This is a genomic window from candidate division Zixibacteria bacterium HGW-Zixibacteria-1, from assembly GCA_002838945.1.
Classification (GTDB): Bacteria; Zixibacteria; MSB-5A5; order GN15; family PGXB01; genus PGXB01.
The window spans coordinates 20440-36873 of the sequence record PGXB01000015.1 but is presented as its reverse complement, the minus strand read 5'-3'; the positions used below and the strand labels follow the sequence as shown (position 1 = coordinate 36873).

Here is a 16434-nt window from a genome sequence, read left to right as displayed (position 1 = left end):
ATGAATCCCGAAGAAGGCTTTGCCGATGTTTGGCAGGCAATTTATAAGGTCCTGCATTTTCAACTTTTCGAACTGAACCACGAGCCGGTTACCGTCTTGTCGCTGGTTATGTTCGTCCTGGTGATTGCCATATTTTATATCTCCTCGCAGATAATCAATCGCCTCATAATCCGCAGGATAATGAAAAGACTCAATATCGAAGAAAGCACCCATTTTAGGATGCTTCGCATCAGCCATTATCTGATTATGATTACCGGAGCAGTTGTCGCCTTCCAGTTCGTCGGAATCGATCTGGGCGGATTGGCCGTCATCTTTGGTCTGCTGTCGGTCGGAATCGGATTCGGCCTGCAAAATATAACCTCGAATTTCATAGCCGGAATTATTCTCCTGTTCGAACAGCCGATCAAAATCGGGGACAGGGTCACGGTCGGCGATACGGAAGGCAATGTAATGTCGATCAACATGCGTTCGACCACCATCCAGACTCTTAACAATATCGCTATAATCGTCCCGAATTCGGAATTTATATCCAACCGGGTCACCAACTGGTCGCACGGCGACCCGAAAATCCGGCTGGTGGTTGATGTCGGCGTGTCTTACAATTCCGACCTCGACACCGTCATCAAGGCTCTGCATGAAGTCGCCGATGAGCACCCGGATGTGATTGCGGAGCCCCAGACGGATGTGCTGCTATCCGAATTCGGGGACTCATCCTGGAACATGAAACTAAGAGTCTGGCTGTCGAGCCCGGAAAGGTATTATCAGATCAGGTCCGAATTGAACAAGGCCATTGTCGTCAAGTTCCGGCAAAACAAAATAGAGATACCGTTCCCGCAGAGGGATCTGCATGTCCGCTCCCCCCTGCCGATACCTTTTGCTTCGCGGGAGCCGGCTGTCTGAGGAGAACATGTAAGCTGACTGATTTCGCGAGTTTGCATGTTTGACATTATTGCGGGATTGTTATAACATACTAATCGGCGGTATACAGAAGCAGTATGAAGCTGTGGAAAGAAGGAGGATGCAATGGATTTTCAAGCATGGCTGAAGCATACAACAGAATGGATGATGACCAGCGGATTACGCATAGTATTGATTATTATTCTGATGTTAATCGCTCTGCGGCTGGCCCACATTCTGTCACGGCGCATTTTCGCTCCATTTAAGAAAGATGGACTTGAGGCCGAAATTAAAAAACGAACCGATACTCTCAGTTCGCTCATTCGATATATCCTGAGTGTGTCAATTATACTTGTGACTCTGGTGATGATTCTCGGCGAATTCGGAATTGAAATCGGCCCGATCCTGGCCGCCGCCGGTATTGTCGGCCTGGCCATCGGTTTTGGCTCTCAGCAACTGGTCCAGGATGTAATCAGCGGTTTCTTTATTCTGATGGAGGACCAGATCAGAGTCGGCGACGTGATTAACATCGCCGGAAAAGGCGGTCTGGTCGAAAGAATCACCCTGCGGACCACAACTCTTCGTGACTTATCGGGGAGTGTCCACTTCGTGCGAAACGGGCATATCGATGTTGTCACCAACATGACCAAGGAATATTCCTATTACGTTTTTGATATCGGTATCGCCTATCGGGAAAATGTGGATGAGGTCATTGGCGTAATCAGGGAAACGGCCGAGAAACTCCGGCAGGACCCCGAATATAATGAGGATATTCTGGAACCGATTGAAATAATGGGTCTGGATAAGTTTGCCGACTCCTCGGTGATCATCAAGGCCCGAATAAAGACCAAGCCGATCAAACAATGGCGTATTGGCCGCGAATTCAACCGACGGCTCAAGACAGCTTTTGATGAAAAGAATATCGAAATTCCTTTTCCGCACATGACCGTATATATGGGTCAGGACAAAGAGGGCAAGGCGGCGCCGCTGAATATCTCGATGCCTGACCGGAAATAGGTGAAACTAAAGGCTTGATATGTCGTCCATTACTGCATATAATCAGGAATGGAGCAACACTGGAAAGCAAAATAGATGACTGGAAAAATTGTCAACTGGATAAAAGATAAGTCCGGAGTCATGGTGGTCTGGGACTGGTTGAAACATTATTTCGGCGGTCTCTATGACCGCGTCGACCGGCACCATATTTTTCTGCTGGCCGGAGGTTTGGCTTTTTCATTGTTAATCTGTATTATTCCATTGATATTGATTGTCTTCTTTGTGGTCGGACAAGTCCTTGCCAAGCAGTCGGTCTGGGAGGAAATTAATGTCTTTATCGACCGAGTCATCCCCTACCAGGACTATGCCAATTATGTCAAACAGATGGTTTTCGAGCGGATCGAGGAATTTCGCTTGTACAGAAGCATGGCAGGAATTATCGGTTTCGTCGGCCTTTTTTTCGCCTCAAGCGGCCTTTTCAGCAGTATGCGGACCGTCCTCAACCTGGTTTACAAAATCAAGGTGACCGAACATGCCTTAATCGGCAAGCTGCGCGATTTCGGGATGGTTCTTCTGGTTCTGATTTATTTTGTCCTGACCACCGCCTTTCTGCCGGCGATTGATATTTTCCAGGGGATGAATGCGACGGCTAAGATTTTCGAGAACCTTAATCTCAAATTTTTGGAAGAACTTGCTTTCAGCGGTTTTTCATTTACGATCGTCCTGGTGGCCTTCCTTATTTTATACTGGTTGATTCCACACGGCCGGCTGCCGAAAAAATCGATATTTTTGAGTGCGCTGTGGGCCGCTGTCATGTGGGAAATCGCCAAGCAATTATTCGGATTGTATATGTCCCACGCCGCCACCCTCGAGCGGGTTTATGGCGCCTACATATTTCTGATAGCGGTGATTTTCTGGATATATTATTCTGCTATTGTCTTTATAATCGGGGCCGAAATCGGTCAGCTCTACCGCGAGCGCGCCGCCGCGCGCTCCTCTCCGGTCGTTAATGAAAGCCCTCAGTAATTATATCCGGCCCAGCCCCAGAAAAATAGTGTGAAGCGATACCGCCAGGACTATGAACAAAGTCCGGGCGTGATCGGCCTTCAATCCCAAAAATCGATATTCAATGGATCTATCGCCGCAGCTCCCGATACAATCGCCGCAGAGAGTGCAGGAAATATTCGGCTTGCGGTTTTTGATATCGGCCAGATTAAGCGCGTCATAGCGGCATGACAGGCGGCAGATACCGCAATTACTGCAACTGTCGTTGATTCGTATTCTGAAAGGCGAGATTCTTCCCAGCCATGTCGCCAGCACCCCGATCGGGCACCAGGTGATGCAATGGGTCATGGCCCCGGTCCGCCGCGACCAGAAAAACATCACGCCGACACCGATGAGCCCGAAAAGCAACCCCAAAAATGTCGCTATGGTCATCGAAACTCCCGCCAGCCTCAGGCCGATAACCACGGCAATAACGAGAGACAGAATTGCTATCCGTACCGGCTGCCGCCAGGCCGGAAGTTTTTTCGGCTTGCGAAGCTTCCTCGAAGCGGCGTCATCCCAGGCCCCGATATAACACAAATGACTGCACCAGGCCGGGCCGACCAGCACCAGCGCCCCGGCGAACAAAAACAGCATGATGGAGCTTTCCCACCGAAACAACGGTCCGGCGATGATCATCGCCGGTATCGGCAAATGCAATTTCCCGGTCATCAGAAACTGCTCCGCCCCGGCCAGTCCAAGCGCCAGTTGTCCGAAAAAGACAATCGAAAACAGCGCCCAGATTCGCCGCCGCCATTTTGATGATTCCGCGCGGTCAAGCATCTTCTCGGTGATGAACGCGGCATATACGGAGAGAATAAATATTTCGATCCACCCGCCGCCGGGTATAAATCTCTCCAGAAGCAGCAAAGGCAATTGCACCTTAATTTGTACCATGGTCAGAATAAAGCCGGTCAGGAAAAAGGCCGTCGATGATTGTACTGCTGTTTCCATTGCCCGGACGTACAGGTCGGTTACTTTTTTCTTTCTGAAAACCAGCGCCGATAAGGCCGTAAGAACCGTTACCGAACCGAGAATCGCCCCCAGCCGTGCCCACGGCATACCCAGTGCCTGCCGGATATGGATAAAAGTGAACGTCGCCTCGATCCAGACCAGCGCCCCAAGCAACAACATGCCCGAAGTGACATAGATTACCCAGCGCCGATTCATAAGCAGCATCAGCGGGGCCGAGGTCGAGACCACCGCCAGCCCGATATTACCGGCCCGGAAAAAATGCGCCGTAATCAGCAGTGCCGAGAGTAAAACAGGAAGCAATCTTAGTACGGTCATTGGGTTTTCCCGATAATTATCCCCGAATCATCGTCAGAAGCATTTTGAATCTCTGCACCGCCTTAACGCCATGCGGAACATTGGCCGGCATGATCACCAGCTCACCTGTTCCGGCGACAACCTTTTCGCCGCCGATCATCAGTTCCGCTTCGCCATCCAAAACATGAACCAGGGCATCAAAAGGAGCCGAATGTTCACTCAATTCCTGTCCGGTATCGAATGAAAACAATGTTACCGTACCGGCTTTGTTTTTTGAGATTGTCCGGCTGACGACAGCTCCGTCGGCATAATCCACCATCTGCTCCAGAAAATATACTTTGGCCGGAACTATGGCGCTATTTTGTCTTGTATCACTATCAGACATTTCCATCACCTTCTTTTATATTATTACGAATGAAGTACGTGCCGAATTTTTCTTCAGCGGTTTGTCTGGACCAGACCCGGTAACCTTTGCCCCGGGCTAGTTCAATCAGGGGCGCCGGCACGAAGGGAGTAATCAATTCGCAAATTTTGCCGCCTTCGACTTCCCCAAGCACCTTAAAAAATTCCCCCATTGGATTTCTGCCGGCTTCGATTGTCGAACGGGCATCAAACGATTTTACCACTTTACCTTCATTGAACCATTCCGGTCTTGCATCAGTCGTGATTTCATCGTTTTCGAAAGCGTCTCCGGTTGACTGTCCCGCCGCGGTTCTCAATTCATTGATCATCTTCGACAACGAAATATTTCCTATTTTCGCCACCTGCCGCAGAGTTGCGACTTTGGCGACCGTCCGACGGAGGACCGGGTTGCGCAATTTCCTGAACGATGGCGACATTTCCATCAGGACATTTTCGAGTTCAGGGAAATACTCAAGCAGCGCACCGACCTTGCTGTCCGGGGTTATGTATGGCTTTGTATCGTTTTCCATTTTCTCGACCATTCAACCGGCATAGTTCAACAGCCTTTGCTCCCCTTCCAGTTTGCGTTTCTCGGTGAGGTCCTGACTGACCTCCAATGTCCCGAGATATTCGCCGTCGGCGGAGTGCATCGCGAAATACTCGATACTGATAAACCGGCCGCGCATTTCGATCCAGAACGAGGCATGATTCTGCCGTCCGGAGTGAAAATCATCAAGTATTTTTTGCACTATATGAACACTCGAAGGCGGGTGGCAAAGCTGAACTTTGCGGCCGATAATGGCCCGGTTGCGGGCAAAAATCCGCTCTTTGCCTTGGGTGAAATAACGAACCGTGTCATCTTTATCGACGAAAGTCAGGTCAAAGGGAATCGAATTGAGAATGGCTTCCAGCTCTATGGCGGTAAATGAACCGCTCGGCAGTTGAATCCGCTCACCCTGAACGACCTTTTCAGCGTCACCCTCAATCTTATCCGGTTTCCAGTCATCTTTTGGATCATACAGGCAAAAACCGATTTCAATACTCTGCCTGCTTATATGGTACCATTCGCCGTCGGACAACGTATCCATGCACATCGGGAACAAAATATTTTCTTCTTTATAAATCATCTCATCGACGGCATCGACCGTCGGAACCAGAACCAGTTCCACAACTGACCGCAGTTCTTCGGCGGATAATTCCTCGGAATTATGCACCGCCTCAACCGCCGATTTGAGCAATTCGCGTGCTTCATCATGCTTTCCCCACATCACTTTGGGCGGACCGGTGATATTGTGTTTTTCGAGATACGGAAAAAGAAGGTTTTCCTTCCGGCTGTAATGCTTCTCGACATCGGTCAGGGCGTTGATATGCCGGCGGATTTCACCGGCCACGACCCTGGTATCATCCGCACCGTTCACTTTTGCAGCCATATCGAAAAGCTTTTGCAGGGTGCTGATTTCCCAACCGAGCGCCTTGTTTTCTTCCTTGAACGTGTGCACCGGATGACCGGGCGGAGCTACTTTTGCTCCTTCATGATCGATGGCTCCCTTGAGAACATTCGAATGCAGATCACACAGTTGCAGGATCTCTTCTTCGGGAAGCCCTTCGGCGATCAGTTCCTGCTCTACCTCAACGACATCACCGTACGGCACTTCTCCCAGCAGCCTCGACAGTTGTTTTTTGACCGCCTCCGGTGTTTCACCCTTGTGAAGCTGTAGGATCGTGTGTTTCAGAAGATCCTTGCGTTTTCTGGCATTGTCGATTAGTTCACTCATTTAACTTGCTCCTTCCCGCAGGGCAATTCACTGACTTCATTGATATATCCCTTGATGCCGACTTTTGTCATGGTCAGCGGCAGCTTGACGGCGGCTTTTTCCAACGCCAGCTCGACCAGCCGGACCAGTCCGCGGCAGCACGGCACTTCCATATAGGCGATCTCGACGGATCGGATACTGTTTTGAAGAAATATTTGCGTCAGTTTCTCAAGATAATGCTCGACATTATCCAGCTTGGGACAACCGATCAACAAGGTCCGCCCCGCCAGAAATTTCTCATGAAAATCAGAAAAGGCAAACGGCACGCAGTCGGCCGCTATCAAAAGATCGGCGTTCTCGAAATATGGCGCCTTGATCGGTGCAAGCATCAATTGAACGGGCCAGTTGGCAAGGCGCGAAGGAGTGCCCCCTGCTGTCGCCTCCGCCTGCCTTGCCACTGGCGCTTGATTAAAAGTTTGCAAGGTCTGGGACATCGATCCCGGACAGGCATGAACCGGAGGAGCCGAAGGAGCCTTCACCGGCCGCCGGTTATTATTTTTATTCAACCGTGCCGAGGCATTGGCCTTGGCCGCTTCTTCATTGAATTCGGATGCCTCCCGCTCGATTATGGTGATGGCATTCTGCGGGCAGTCCCCGATGCAAGCCCCAAGGCCGTCGCAGTAGGTATCACTGACAAGCCTAGCCTTTCCGTTAACAACGGCAATCGCACCCTCGGCACAGGCATGAACACACAACTCGCAACCGTCGCATTTTTCCGAATCAATCTGAATTACTTTTCTAATAGCCAATTTTATTCTCCAATTTTACTACTCATTTTGTCTGGTATTAAATACGACAGAAATGTCCTGAAAGGCATTGACTTAAGTCAAATAATCAGATTTTTTCGCCATCGGCGATATTATTCAGGCGATTTTTATCGATGATTGAAATTTCGCGCCCGTTGACGCTGATAACACCTAAGTCGCTTAATTTCTTGAGATTGCGGGAAAGGGTCTCGCTTATCGTCCCCAGGCGGTTGGCCAGTTCGGTCTTGGTGGAGTCAAGATAGACTGAATTACTCCCTTTTTGTTCGGCCAGGTTCAATAAATATGAAGCCAGCCGTGCCGGGACCTCTTTCAAAGAAAGCTCCTCCACCTGCCGGTTGAAATCCCGGACGAACGAGGCCAGGGAGCCGATTATTTTCAACGATATTTCGGGATATTTTTTCAGGAGATTCAGAAAGGCATCTTTCGGGAAATAGGCCACCGATGAATTTTCCACCGTCGCGCAGTTGGCCGGATACTCATGCCCCTTGAAAATGGCCGCTTCGGCAAACAATTGGCCCGGCTTGATAATATGAATGGTATACTCTTTGCCGTCGGGCGAAGCTTTATAAATTCGAACCCGCCCCGAAAGTAAAACATAAAATCCCTCAGCCGGATCACCCTCGAAAAAAATGATTTTATCTTTGTCGATCTCCATAAAACGCGCAATGGCGGCGAACTCGTGAAGCTCCTCCGCCTCGAATCCCGAGCAGAGATATGTTTTCCCAAGCAATTCAGTGTTTTTCATATGGCCTTATGTCAGCCGTTTTGCTTTTTGGCCATGGCGATAAAGTCCTCGCGCACCGGATGAAATATATCCAGCATCACGAACGGCGAATCACCAATCGATTTGGCGCTGTGCGGGACATTGGATGGAAAAACGCAGACATCGCCTTTCTCGACAACATGCTCTTTGCCGCCGATTTTCATGCGCGCCTTGCCCGCCTGCACCACCCCGATCTGTTCCTGAAGATGTTTGTGCTCCGGCACTTCGTATCCCGGCTGAATGGTCGTCAGCGCCAGCATCATGCTCTCGCCCGACATTCCGGTCAGAAGGGCCGTTTCGACTCCCTCCATTGGTGAAAAACGAGGTGCGCTGTCGGGCTCGATATAATATTTCCTTTTATCCGATTCCATATTTCCTCGCTAGGCTGATAAATTCGCAATTTTATTTGTTCAGGATAATATACATATTATTCATGTATATATCAATCACCGCTCTCTTTGACGGCCACGGCCATGATTTCCATTTCATCCAGCAAAATTGTCCGCTTTCCCCAGTTGCCGGCTGTCCCACCCCAGACATTTTTGGTCCTGAATCCGGCCATCTTAAGAAGAAGCTTCAGTTCCGATCCAAGATACCCCTTCTCGCGCAACCGGGCACATTCCTTTCCACCGGCACTGTCATATTCCATTTCGATCGTTTCGACTATGTTGACAGGATCGAAAAGACCCTTTTCGACATCATCCTGTTTAGACTTACGGATTTTTTGCATGGCGTTGAGCGTGGTTAAAACAAATTTGCCGGATAATTTCAGGGCGCGGTTGATATTCAGTAAAACTGCCAGATCCCGCTCGAGCGGATCATCGTCTTTTCCAAGAAGCGCGAAGGCACCTTCGCACAAACAGATGGCGGCATCGAATTTGTCGGCGGCTTTGTATTTGGCAGCATCGCACTGAATTAACTCGACTTCAACCCCGGCCTTTTCGGCTGCCTTCTTTGCCATAGCCAGCATACCCGACGACCAATCCACGCCGGTCATTTTATATCCGCGCCGGGCCAGTTCGACCGAGTGGCGGCCGGTCCCGCAGCCGATATCAAGAATCCTGCTGCCCGGCTTGATCGCCAGTTCTTCAATTATAAAGTCAACTTCCTTAACTGTATTGCGGGTGAATGATTCATTCATATAAAGCGGCGCGAAACCGTTAAAAAAATCTTTCCATCCTTTCTTATCACTCATATATATTTGCCTCACATAGATTGTTCAAGTATCATTTCCTGTAATTTACACCGATTTAACGAATTACGAAATCAAAATGTTGCAGGCAATTAATCCGGGAACTGCTGCCGATACGCATGGCGTTCACCAAATAAATGCCGGTTTCATATCCTCGTGGGCGGCCCGCCGCGGCGGGTCCGCATCTGCCTGTCTTTTTTTTGCCGGCCGGGAACAAATCGGTGTCAATTTTGTCTTAGGGTTTGTAGCATTCATAAAAAGGGGTTTTTGGGGTGCTGCATCCTTGATTTTTTGGGGATTCACAAAGCCGCAACTCCGGGCATGCCTCGAGAACTGACACCATTGACACCCGGAGTTGCATTTTTTTACCCGTCAGAATTTCTATAGACTGAGCAATTCAATTTACTCACCATAATCAAAGCAAATTTGCGGGGCCGGGCCGCCTCGGTAAAGATAATCGATGAGGAAGTCCGAATCCATAAGGTTAATCACGCCGTCGCAATTCGCATCGGCCATTAAAACATCAGGAATCGGCTCAGGTCCGCCTTTATACACATAATTAATAATATATATAATATCCAGTATATTTAATGAGCCGCTGCAGTTGACATCACCCCTGCTGATAGCCAAGAGTGCCCGAAAAGCGCTGGCCAGCCCGTTGCCATAGGCAACATCAAATCCCGGCAAATCGTAATAATCGCCAATTCCATCTACCGCGGAGTTGTCTATTATCATTTTAAGAGTATCAAACGAATTAATATCGGGTCTCCTGCTTCTGACTAATCCCAATATTCCCGCGACCTGCGGAGTCGCGGCAGATGTTCCCCCAAAAAAGCAAACATAATTTTCATTAGTACTGTCGCACGTGCCTAAATTGGGATTCCACCCTGCATTGCCCATCTGATCCAGCGTATACACATCGCCGTGACTCACAGAATTATGTCCGGACGGCGCAACAACATCCAATTCCGGGCCCGACCCGCTATAAAGCCAGTAATCACCATCTCTTTCAATGGCGCCGACCCCTATGGTGTAGGGTGAATTGGCCGGAAAACCAATAGATTCACCAACTGGATATTGGTCCCCATAGTTCCCTGATGCAAAAACGCAAACAACTCCAAAATTAACTGCGAATTGCAAAGCATCAGTTATTTCGTCCCACTGACTAAAGCCGCGCCACCCCCAGGAACATGATACTATTTTTGCGCCATGTACGACCGCATGTACAATCGCATCGTGATAGTGATTTGGATAGCCGTTATAACCATTATTGTCAGAACACTTTATTGGCAACAATTGACAATTTGGCGCTATTCCGGCAATACCCATTCCATTATTTAGGGTCCCATATATAATACCCTGACAGGCTACGCCATGGTTTTGAAGTACACCCGGCCGTGGATCATAATCCGGGTTTTCGTGTTTGATATCGTCACCAATAATATCATATCCTTCTGTCTCTGAACTTAATTCATAATCAAAATCTTCATGCCATGAAACGCAACCATTATCAATAATGGCAATAATCAGATCCTGATTCCCTGTACTGATATCCCATGCTTTTTCAATATCGATATCGATCATTGGATTACCGCCATAGTCCCCGTTATTCTGCAGAAAATACTGAAAGTGGTAAAGTGAATCATTTGGAATACTGGCAAAATCATCCGCTTCTACGAAACTGGGATGAGCATAAACCGATATACCGGATTCAACCAGATCATTGGAAATAGCAATTACACTATTGCCTGTATTGGCTGACAATTTATATACACAGCATCCGGTATAAATATTGGGCCCTTTTTCCAATTCCAGAGAATTGGCATTTATTACACTATCCAATACCTGCGATGTGATTGAGTCCCGGATTCTAGTGACTAAATGATCATTTAATTTGTAAATAGTGCCATATTGGTCGGTAAAGGCAGGCAGGGCAAATAGGATGTCCGGGCGACTATTTAACGAATCAAGTAAACTGTCAATATTGACGCCTTCATTTACATGATAGACATTAAATCCATAATGTGCCGGTTCCGGCAAAATTTCTTCATTAATTTCTTCGATCTCATATGCGAAGGTCTGAAAGTGATTATCGGACATCGCCGGATCAAATTTTATCGATATAATTGAATCGATCTGAGTAATATAATGAGTACTATTGCCGCAATAATAATATACATCATCGGCGTTAACAGCCGCAGAAAATAACAGCACCGCCGAAACGAATATCAAATATTTTATTTTACACATATTATACCCCTATTATTCTTTAATCCTGTAATTCTACCAATGCCAGTGATTCACCCCAAAAGTTGTTGAATGGGAGAATGGCTTTGATTATTTTATTCTCATACAGATCAACGACCGCAATCGGCATCGTACCCCAGGCATTACGATTGCTGGCCACATATAGCCGGCGGGTGTCGGGGGTTATCAACATTTCACCCCATAGGGCAATTCCAATCTCTTGCGCTGGATAGACAATCGGCGGTATTACATCATAAAGCTGTCGTGTTTCGGTATCTATTATATAAATATAACCTGTCGGAAAGATACCATGTGACCCGTCACCGCTGTCGGTGATATATACATACCTGCCGTCAGGAGAAACACGCAGGCCACCGATTTGAAATGTAAAGTACAGTATTACTTCCGTGATCTCGCTGTCAATATCGTGACACAAAATTACCGGGAATCCATTCTTTCCACCCTGCATATATAAATCATTGGTTCGCCAGCTATATGCCACATTGACAACCCAAATACTGGTGTCCAGAAAAAGCGTGTCAACATTTGAAAAGTCATCACAATCTAGATTCAGAATCATATTGCAGGACAAACCCGATGAATCAGTCACGCAAATCGTGCCCCAAAAGCTGTTTGTAAGGGTGTCCAGATAACCGTGATAAGTTACGAGAGGTACTGAATCGACCGGAGATAGTGTCACAGGATCAATTCGGTAGGTCTTCTCATTTTCAAACGAAGATACAATTCCATAATTGTCGCTCTTGTCAAAGAAATAATCTCCATACAGGTCAAGCTCTTCGGTTAACTCAAAACTTCTCGTATCCATTACCTGCATCTTTCGTGTATCAGTATTCGTTATCAATAAGCGGTCACCGCCCGGGACAGCAAATACGCCATACCCGTAAAAATCAAGCTGAGTAATATTAACGACAGTATCCGCCGGGGTGTCGATTGCGACCACCCTTTTATAGGAACTATTGAAACTGAATATGCGATACTTCCCCAGCGGCGGCGGCTCCGGCTTTTTCGGGCAGGTCGGGCAGTCATCACAGCATGACAGACCCATAAATAATCCAAAGACACCCAGTATAAAGGCGGACATCAACATTTTGTGCTTCATTGACTTACCTCCCTTGAATTGCTCGATTCGACCTTCGAAATCGGCTCTCAGCCGACAGTGATTTTTTAATTGCCTAATATAAGAGACGCAAAAACCTTTTTTGATACAATATTATTTTCCTCCCTCTTTAAAATTCGTAATCGATTTTTGCGGTACTCTTGATGTCGGGCGAGGTGTTTTTTCGGCGGAACCGCCGCAGGTAATTTTCATGAAGCGAGAGCAGTCCGGCCAATATAATCAATGGAATGAGTTATGGCCGGGACGTACTCCCGCCTCATTCTATGTAAGCCTCCCATTCATGGATCGCTTACTATGATATTTCGATTATTCCCGGGGCCTTATATTTTTCGGGAGCGAGCAGCCCGTTCTCCCCGGTGTCTGATCAAAGATGTCGACGGGCTAAGATTCTCGCCCCTTTTGTAAACCCGCCATACTAAAGCAGGGTTTGGATTGACAGGTGATGCAATGTCCGCTGATGTCGTGTCCCCTAATGCCTGAAAGCCCGAATCGGCCCGCAAGCTTCAAATTCTATCTCCTCTTTAATGAATCACCGAGCCGGGAAACCTAAGGAAGTTTCCTAACCCCCTCTCCCGGCTCGGTAACACCGTAACACTTCAACCACCTTGTGGGAACATAGAAACAACGTGGAGGTACTGATATATTAAGCAACTTCTGTACCGAAATTGAACAGCCGCCCCACATGACGACTCAACCCATTATAATATAATGGCTTACGGTCACTTTGGAGGGGTTAAGTATTTATTGAAAGGCTTGATTTCCTGCGTAATTTACGCAGGTGGAAATGTAGAAATGCGTAAATTACGCAGTGACATCCTGAGCGATCTCATACTTTTTGATTCGATACCGGACCGCCCCCTCGGATATCCCCAGCAGCCGGGCGGTTTCGCGGCGGTTCCAACCGGTTTGCTCGAGCGCCTTAAGAAGCTGCTCGCACTCATCATGATTTTCGGCCAGCGCATTCTCCGCCATTCTGCCCAGATCACCGCGGGCCAGAAGATACAGCCGGTTCACTTCCGCCTTCAACTCCCGGACATGCCCCGGCCAGGAACGTTCAGCCAGAATTTTGGATATGCTTTCGAGATTTTTACGGTCGGAGACACTCTCCAGATCATGCCCGTTCCGCTCGATGAAGTGCTCGATCAAAGCCCGGATATCATCCGGACGATCCGACAGCGGCATCAGTTCGATCGGGATTTCATTGAGACGATGATACAAATCGCGGCGGAAACGGCCCGATTTCATCTTCTCCTCGAGATCATTATTGGTCGCCGCAATGATTCTGATATCGATCGACTTGCGGGCGTTACTTCCGAGCTGACGAATAAATTTCGTCTCGATCACTTCGAGCAGCTTGGCCTGAAACTCCGGGGTGGCATCGGCGATTTCGTTCAAGTAAAACGTCCCGCCATCCGCCTCTTCGAGCAATCCCACGCGGCTGTGCTCTGCGCCGGTAAAAGCGCCGCGCTTGAAGCCGAAAAGTTCCGCCTCGACCATACTGTCCGGGATAGCCGCCGAATTGACAATAACGAACTTGCCTTTGCGCCCCGAGTAATGATGAATGTACCGGGCCAACTGGTCTTTTCCACTGCCGGTTGGCCCGGTCAGAAAGATCGTCATTGCTGACGGAGCAACATTCTCTGCAAGCTTAACAAGCTGCTTCATCCGCTTATCCCGAACGATGAACACCGATGTTTCTTCGCCGGGATGCGAAGCCGCAGGAATCATCTGCCGATACTGATCAAGTTCACGTTCGGTCAGGCTGACATAGTGCTCGATGTTTTCCGACACAAAGTACTCTTTGGCCAGATAAAGCATCGCCGCCTTCTCGCCGTTTTCGTAGAGACCCGATATCGCTGCCTGATAGCGGGTCACGGCCAATTCGTAGCGCGATTTGACATTGGAAAATATGTCAATCGCCTTGCCATACCAGACTTTTGCCTGCCGGCTGTTATTTTTATTCTGCTCTACCTGAGCAAAAATCCGATAACACGCGGCAATTTCCGAACGTTCTCTGATTTTCTCGGCGACCTCGAGGGCTTCTTGGGCGGTTTTATGCGCCAGGTCGTATTTTTTCAGCCCCAAATACGCATCCGCCAAAAGCCTCTTGGTCTGGGAGACATAGGTAGATTCCGGACCAATCTTGATGGCAATCTTAACACCCTTTTCAAGTGTCTCAACTGCCCTATTGTACTTCGAATCAAGATTGTAAATCCAGCCAAGGTATTCGTAAAATATGGCTTCATCTACCATTAACGAAGATATTTTCGGTCTGGCTGCCTGCATTTTTTTAATTGCTTCATCTATTTGACCCAAAAATGCAAGCACCAACGAATATCCAAGATCGAATCTTAGTTTGCCGCCAACATCAAGATTTTTGACTTCTTTAGTTAGGGATTGGAAATGGGTTATTGCATCATGGAATTTTCCGGATCTGACCAAAACCATGCCTAAATTGCGTGAGAACTGTATTACATTTGCATGAACACCCAAATTTTTGTTGATGGCAATGCTCTCTCTAAGATTTGATATGGCATCCTCAATAGCGCCGGTATGGTTTTGCACGTATGCCAGTCGGTTAAGGACCAACGACATTTCTCTAAACCTGTCGTGACGCTTAAAGAATACAAAAGATTCCATCAAAACTTCATGTGCCTCAATGAAATCACCGGTTACAGCCAAATGCCACCCAAATAAATATCGAGATCTGGCATAGAGTATGTCATCGTTCGATAATTTATAGAAAGAAAGAGCCTTCTGAATATACTCATCGACCTTATTATCACCGACTGACAATATAGCCTGCGATAATAACAAACAATAATAGGAATATTCAGTCTCAGTCAAACTGGAAACATCGATCTTTCTAAGAATTCCCAATGCCTCGCTAAATTTGGCATTACCAAATAATTCCTCGATTGATTCAAATGTTTTTTTAAAAGTTTTCATCTTTCCAAGACTAATCTATTCCTAGAATTTAAATTCTTTTAACGGGTACAGATTATTCTGATACTCCAAATTTTTATGACAACCCAAAATTCTGATTGTACAGTTTTGTCATCATTGCGCGGAGCAATAATTTTGGCCCCTGGATCCCAAGGATCTCCATCCGGGGGATCGATCGGCGGCGGCGGGTCTATAGTTCCACCAGGATCAGAGCCATCAGGTGTCATCAATCCATCATCCGAGCCCGGCGGGGCAGCTACGACGGCCGGCGCATACAGCATCGCTAAGAATGCCACTAACACGATTAACAACCAAAGCTTTTTCATAAGCCTCCACTCCATTAATCAAGGGTTCCCGTGCTTTAAAATGTCTCTAATGTGTGAGGTTGTCCCAATCATTGCAGTATGCCTCAATATACACCGACCTGGCGCATTTATAGCCCAACTAATTTGTTTGAGGCTTACCCAATGAAGAGGATATTCTCACCGAAATCTTAAAAAGATCAGGGACGCTGCCGAAACAGGGTGAGCCTCCCGCTATGTCCAGTTTCCCACAATACACTTGAATTATGCAAAATATAAAAAATATGTCAAGTGAAAAAAAGGCAATTTGGCCGCTTTTGGAGCAAAATGGGCGAATTTATGCCCTTTTTCGGCCGTTTTTACCTTAAAATCACCGATTTAAATGTCTTTGATGACCTAAACTGTCAGATTTTTTGGGGGCCGGATTTTGCATTTTCGAATTTGAGAGGATTGCGTTTCTTTATGCAGTACTTGGGCTCTTTAAAGTAGAGACGGGCCGGGTAAATGGTGGGTCATACACTGTCGGCTCCCGGCCCGGCAATACTGCAACACTAAAACACTTCAACCACCTAGGAGGAAAGATATGCCTCTAAGGCTAAAGTGGTACCGTTATAACAAGCAAGCTATGTACCAATTATGAACAAAAGCATAAACGCC

The 16434-nt window shown here is 47.6% G+C and carries 16 protein-coding genes; 4 read left to right on the top strand and 12 right to left on the bottom strand.

Annotation, left to right across the window (positions count from 1 at the left end; genetic code table 11):
- From CVT49_07645 to CVT49_07635, 3 genes are all read left to right on the top strand, one after another.
- Complete coding sequence (locus CVT49_07645) at positions 1–900, top strand: mechanosensitive ion channel protein MscS (protein PKK83620.1); 900 nt, start codon at positions 1–3, stop codon at positions 898–900.
- 123 nt (positions 901–1023) lie between these two features.
- Positions 1024–1914, top strand: coding sequence for a mechanosensitive ion channel family protein (locus CVT49_07640; GenBank protein ID PKK83619.1), 891 nt, complete (start codon positions 1024–1026; stop codon positions 1912–1914).
- Positions 1915–1989: 75 nt separating this feature from the next.
- Positions 1990–2919 (top strand): hypothetical protein, encoded by a 930-nt coding sequence (locus CVT49_07635; GenBank protein PKK83618.1) that lies wholly within the window; start codon positions 1990–1992, stop codon positions 2917–2919.
- Here CVT49_07635 and CVT49_07630 read toward each other — a convergent pair whose 3' ends face one another.
- The 8 genes from CVT49_07630 to CVT49_07595 form a co-directional block, all read right to left on the bottom strand.
- The gene (locus CVT49_07630; protein ID PKK83617.1) at positions 2920–4227 is read right to left on the bottom strand and encodes a 4Fe-4S ferredoxin; all 1308 of its coding nucleotides are present in this window, start codon (positions 4225–4227) and stop codon (positions 2920–2922) included. It lies immediately after the preceding gene.
- Positions 4228–4243: 16 nt separating this feature from the next.
- Positions 4244–4591, bottom strand: a complete 348-nt coding sequence (locus CVT49_07625) for a cupin domain-containing protein (GenBank protein PKK83616.1) — start codon at positions 4589–4591, stop codon at positions 4244–4246.
- The gene (locus CVT49_07620) at positions 4584–5138 is read right to left on the bottom strand and encodes a hypothetical protein (protein PKK83651.1); all 555 of its coding nucleotides are present in this window, start codon (positions 5136–5138) and stop codon (positions 4584–4586) included. Before CVT49_07620 ends, CVT49_07625 begins: the two co-directional genes overlap by 8 nt.
- 12 nt (positions 5139–5150) lie before the next feature.
- The gene (locus CVT49_07615; GenBank protein PKK83615.1) at positions 5151–6383 is read right to left on the bottom strand and encodes a DUF438 domain-containing protein; all 1233 of its coding nucleotides are present in this window, start codon (positions 6381–6383) and stop codon (positions 5151–5153) included.
- Positions 6380–7171 carry a 4Fe-4S ferredoxin gene (locus CVT49_07610; protein PKK83614.1) on the bottom strand — a complete coding sequence of 264 codons (792 nt, stop codon included), beginning with the start codon at positions 7169–7171 and terminating at the stop codon, positions 6380–6382. Before CVT49_07610 ends, CVT49_07615 begins: the two co-directional genes overlap by 4 nt.
- 85 nt (positions 7172–7256) lie before the next feature.
- On the bottom strand, positions 7257–7934 hold the full coding sequence (locus tag CVT49_07605; protein PKK83613.1) for a transcriptional regulator: 678 nt from the start codon (positions 7932–7934) through the stop codon (positions 7257–7259).
- Between the two features lie 11 nt (positions 7935–7945).
- Entirely contained in the window at positions 7946–8323 is a 378-nt protein-coding gene (locus CVT49_07600) for a cupin domain-containing protein (GenBank protein PKK83612.1), read from the bottom strand.
- A 71-nt stretch (positions 8324–8394) separates the two neighbouring features.
- Complete coding sequence (locus CVT49_07595) at positions 8395–9147, bottom strand: cyclopropane-fatty-acyl-phospholipid synthase (GenBank protein ID PKK83611.1); 753 nt, start codon at positions 9145–9147, stop codon at positions 8395–8397.
- Between the two features lie 76 nt (positions 9148–9223).
- On the opposite strand from CVT49_07595, the gene CVT49_07590 reads away from it, so the two are divergent.
- Entirely contained in the window at positions 9224–9481 is a 258-nt protein-coding gene (locus CVT49_07590) for a hypothetical protein (GenBank protein PKK83610.1), read from the top strand.
- Between the two features lie 65 nt (positions 9482–9546).
- Here the strand turns inward: CVT49_07590 and CVT49_07585 are convergent, their stop codons facing one another.
- The 4 genes from CVT49_07585 to CVT49_07570 form a co-directional block, all read right to left on the bottom strand.
- Positions 9547–11394 carry a hypothetical protein gene (locus tag CVT49_07585; protein PKK83609.1) on the bottom strand — a complete coding sequence of 616 codons (1848 nt, stop codon included), beginning with the start codon at positions 11392–11394 and terminating at the stop codon, positions 9547–9549.
- Positions 11395–11413: 19 nt separating this feature from the next.
- Positions 11414–12511: a hypothetical protein gene (locus tag CVT49_07580; GenBank protein PKK83608.1), complete on the bottom strand. Its 1098-nt coding sequence runs from the start codon at positions 12509–12511 to the stop codon at positions 11414–11416.
- A gap of 819 nt (positions 12512–13330) precedes the next feature.
- Positions 13331–15478, bottom strand: a complete 2148-nt coding sequence (locus CVT49_07575; GenBank protein ID PKK83607.1) for a hypothetical protein — start codon at positions 15476–15478, stop codon at positions 13331–13333.
- Between the two features lie 38 nt (positions 15479–15516).
- A complete protein-coding gene (locus tag CVT49_07570) occupies positions 15517–15801 on the bottom strand; it encodes a hypothetical protein (protein PKK83606.1) in 285 nt (94 codons plus the stop codon).
- Between the last annotated feature and the right edge of the window lie 633 nt (positions 15802–16434).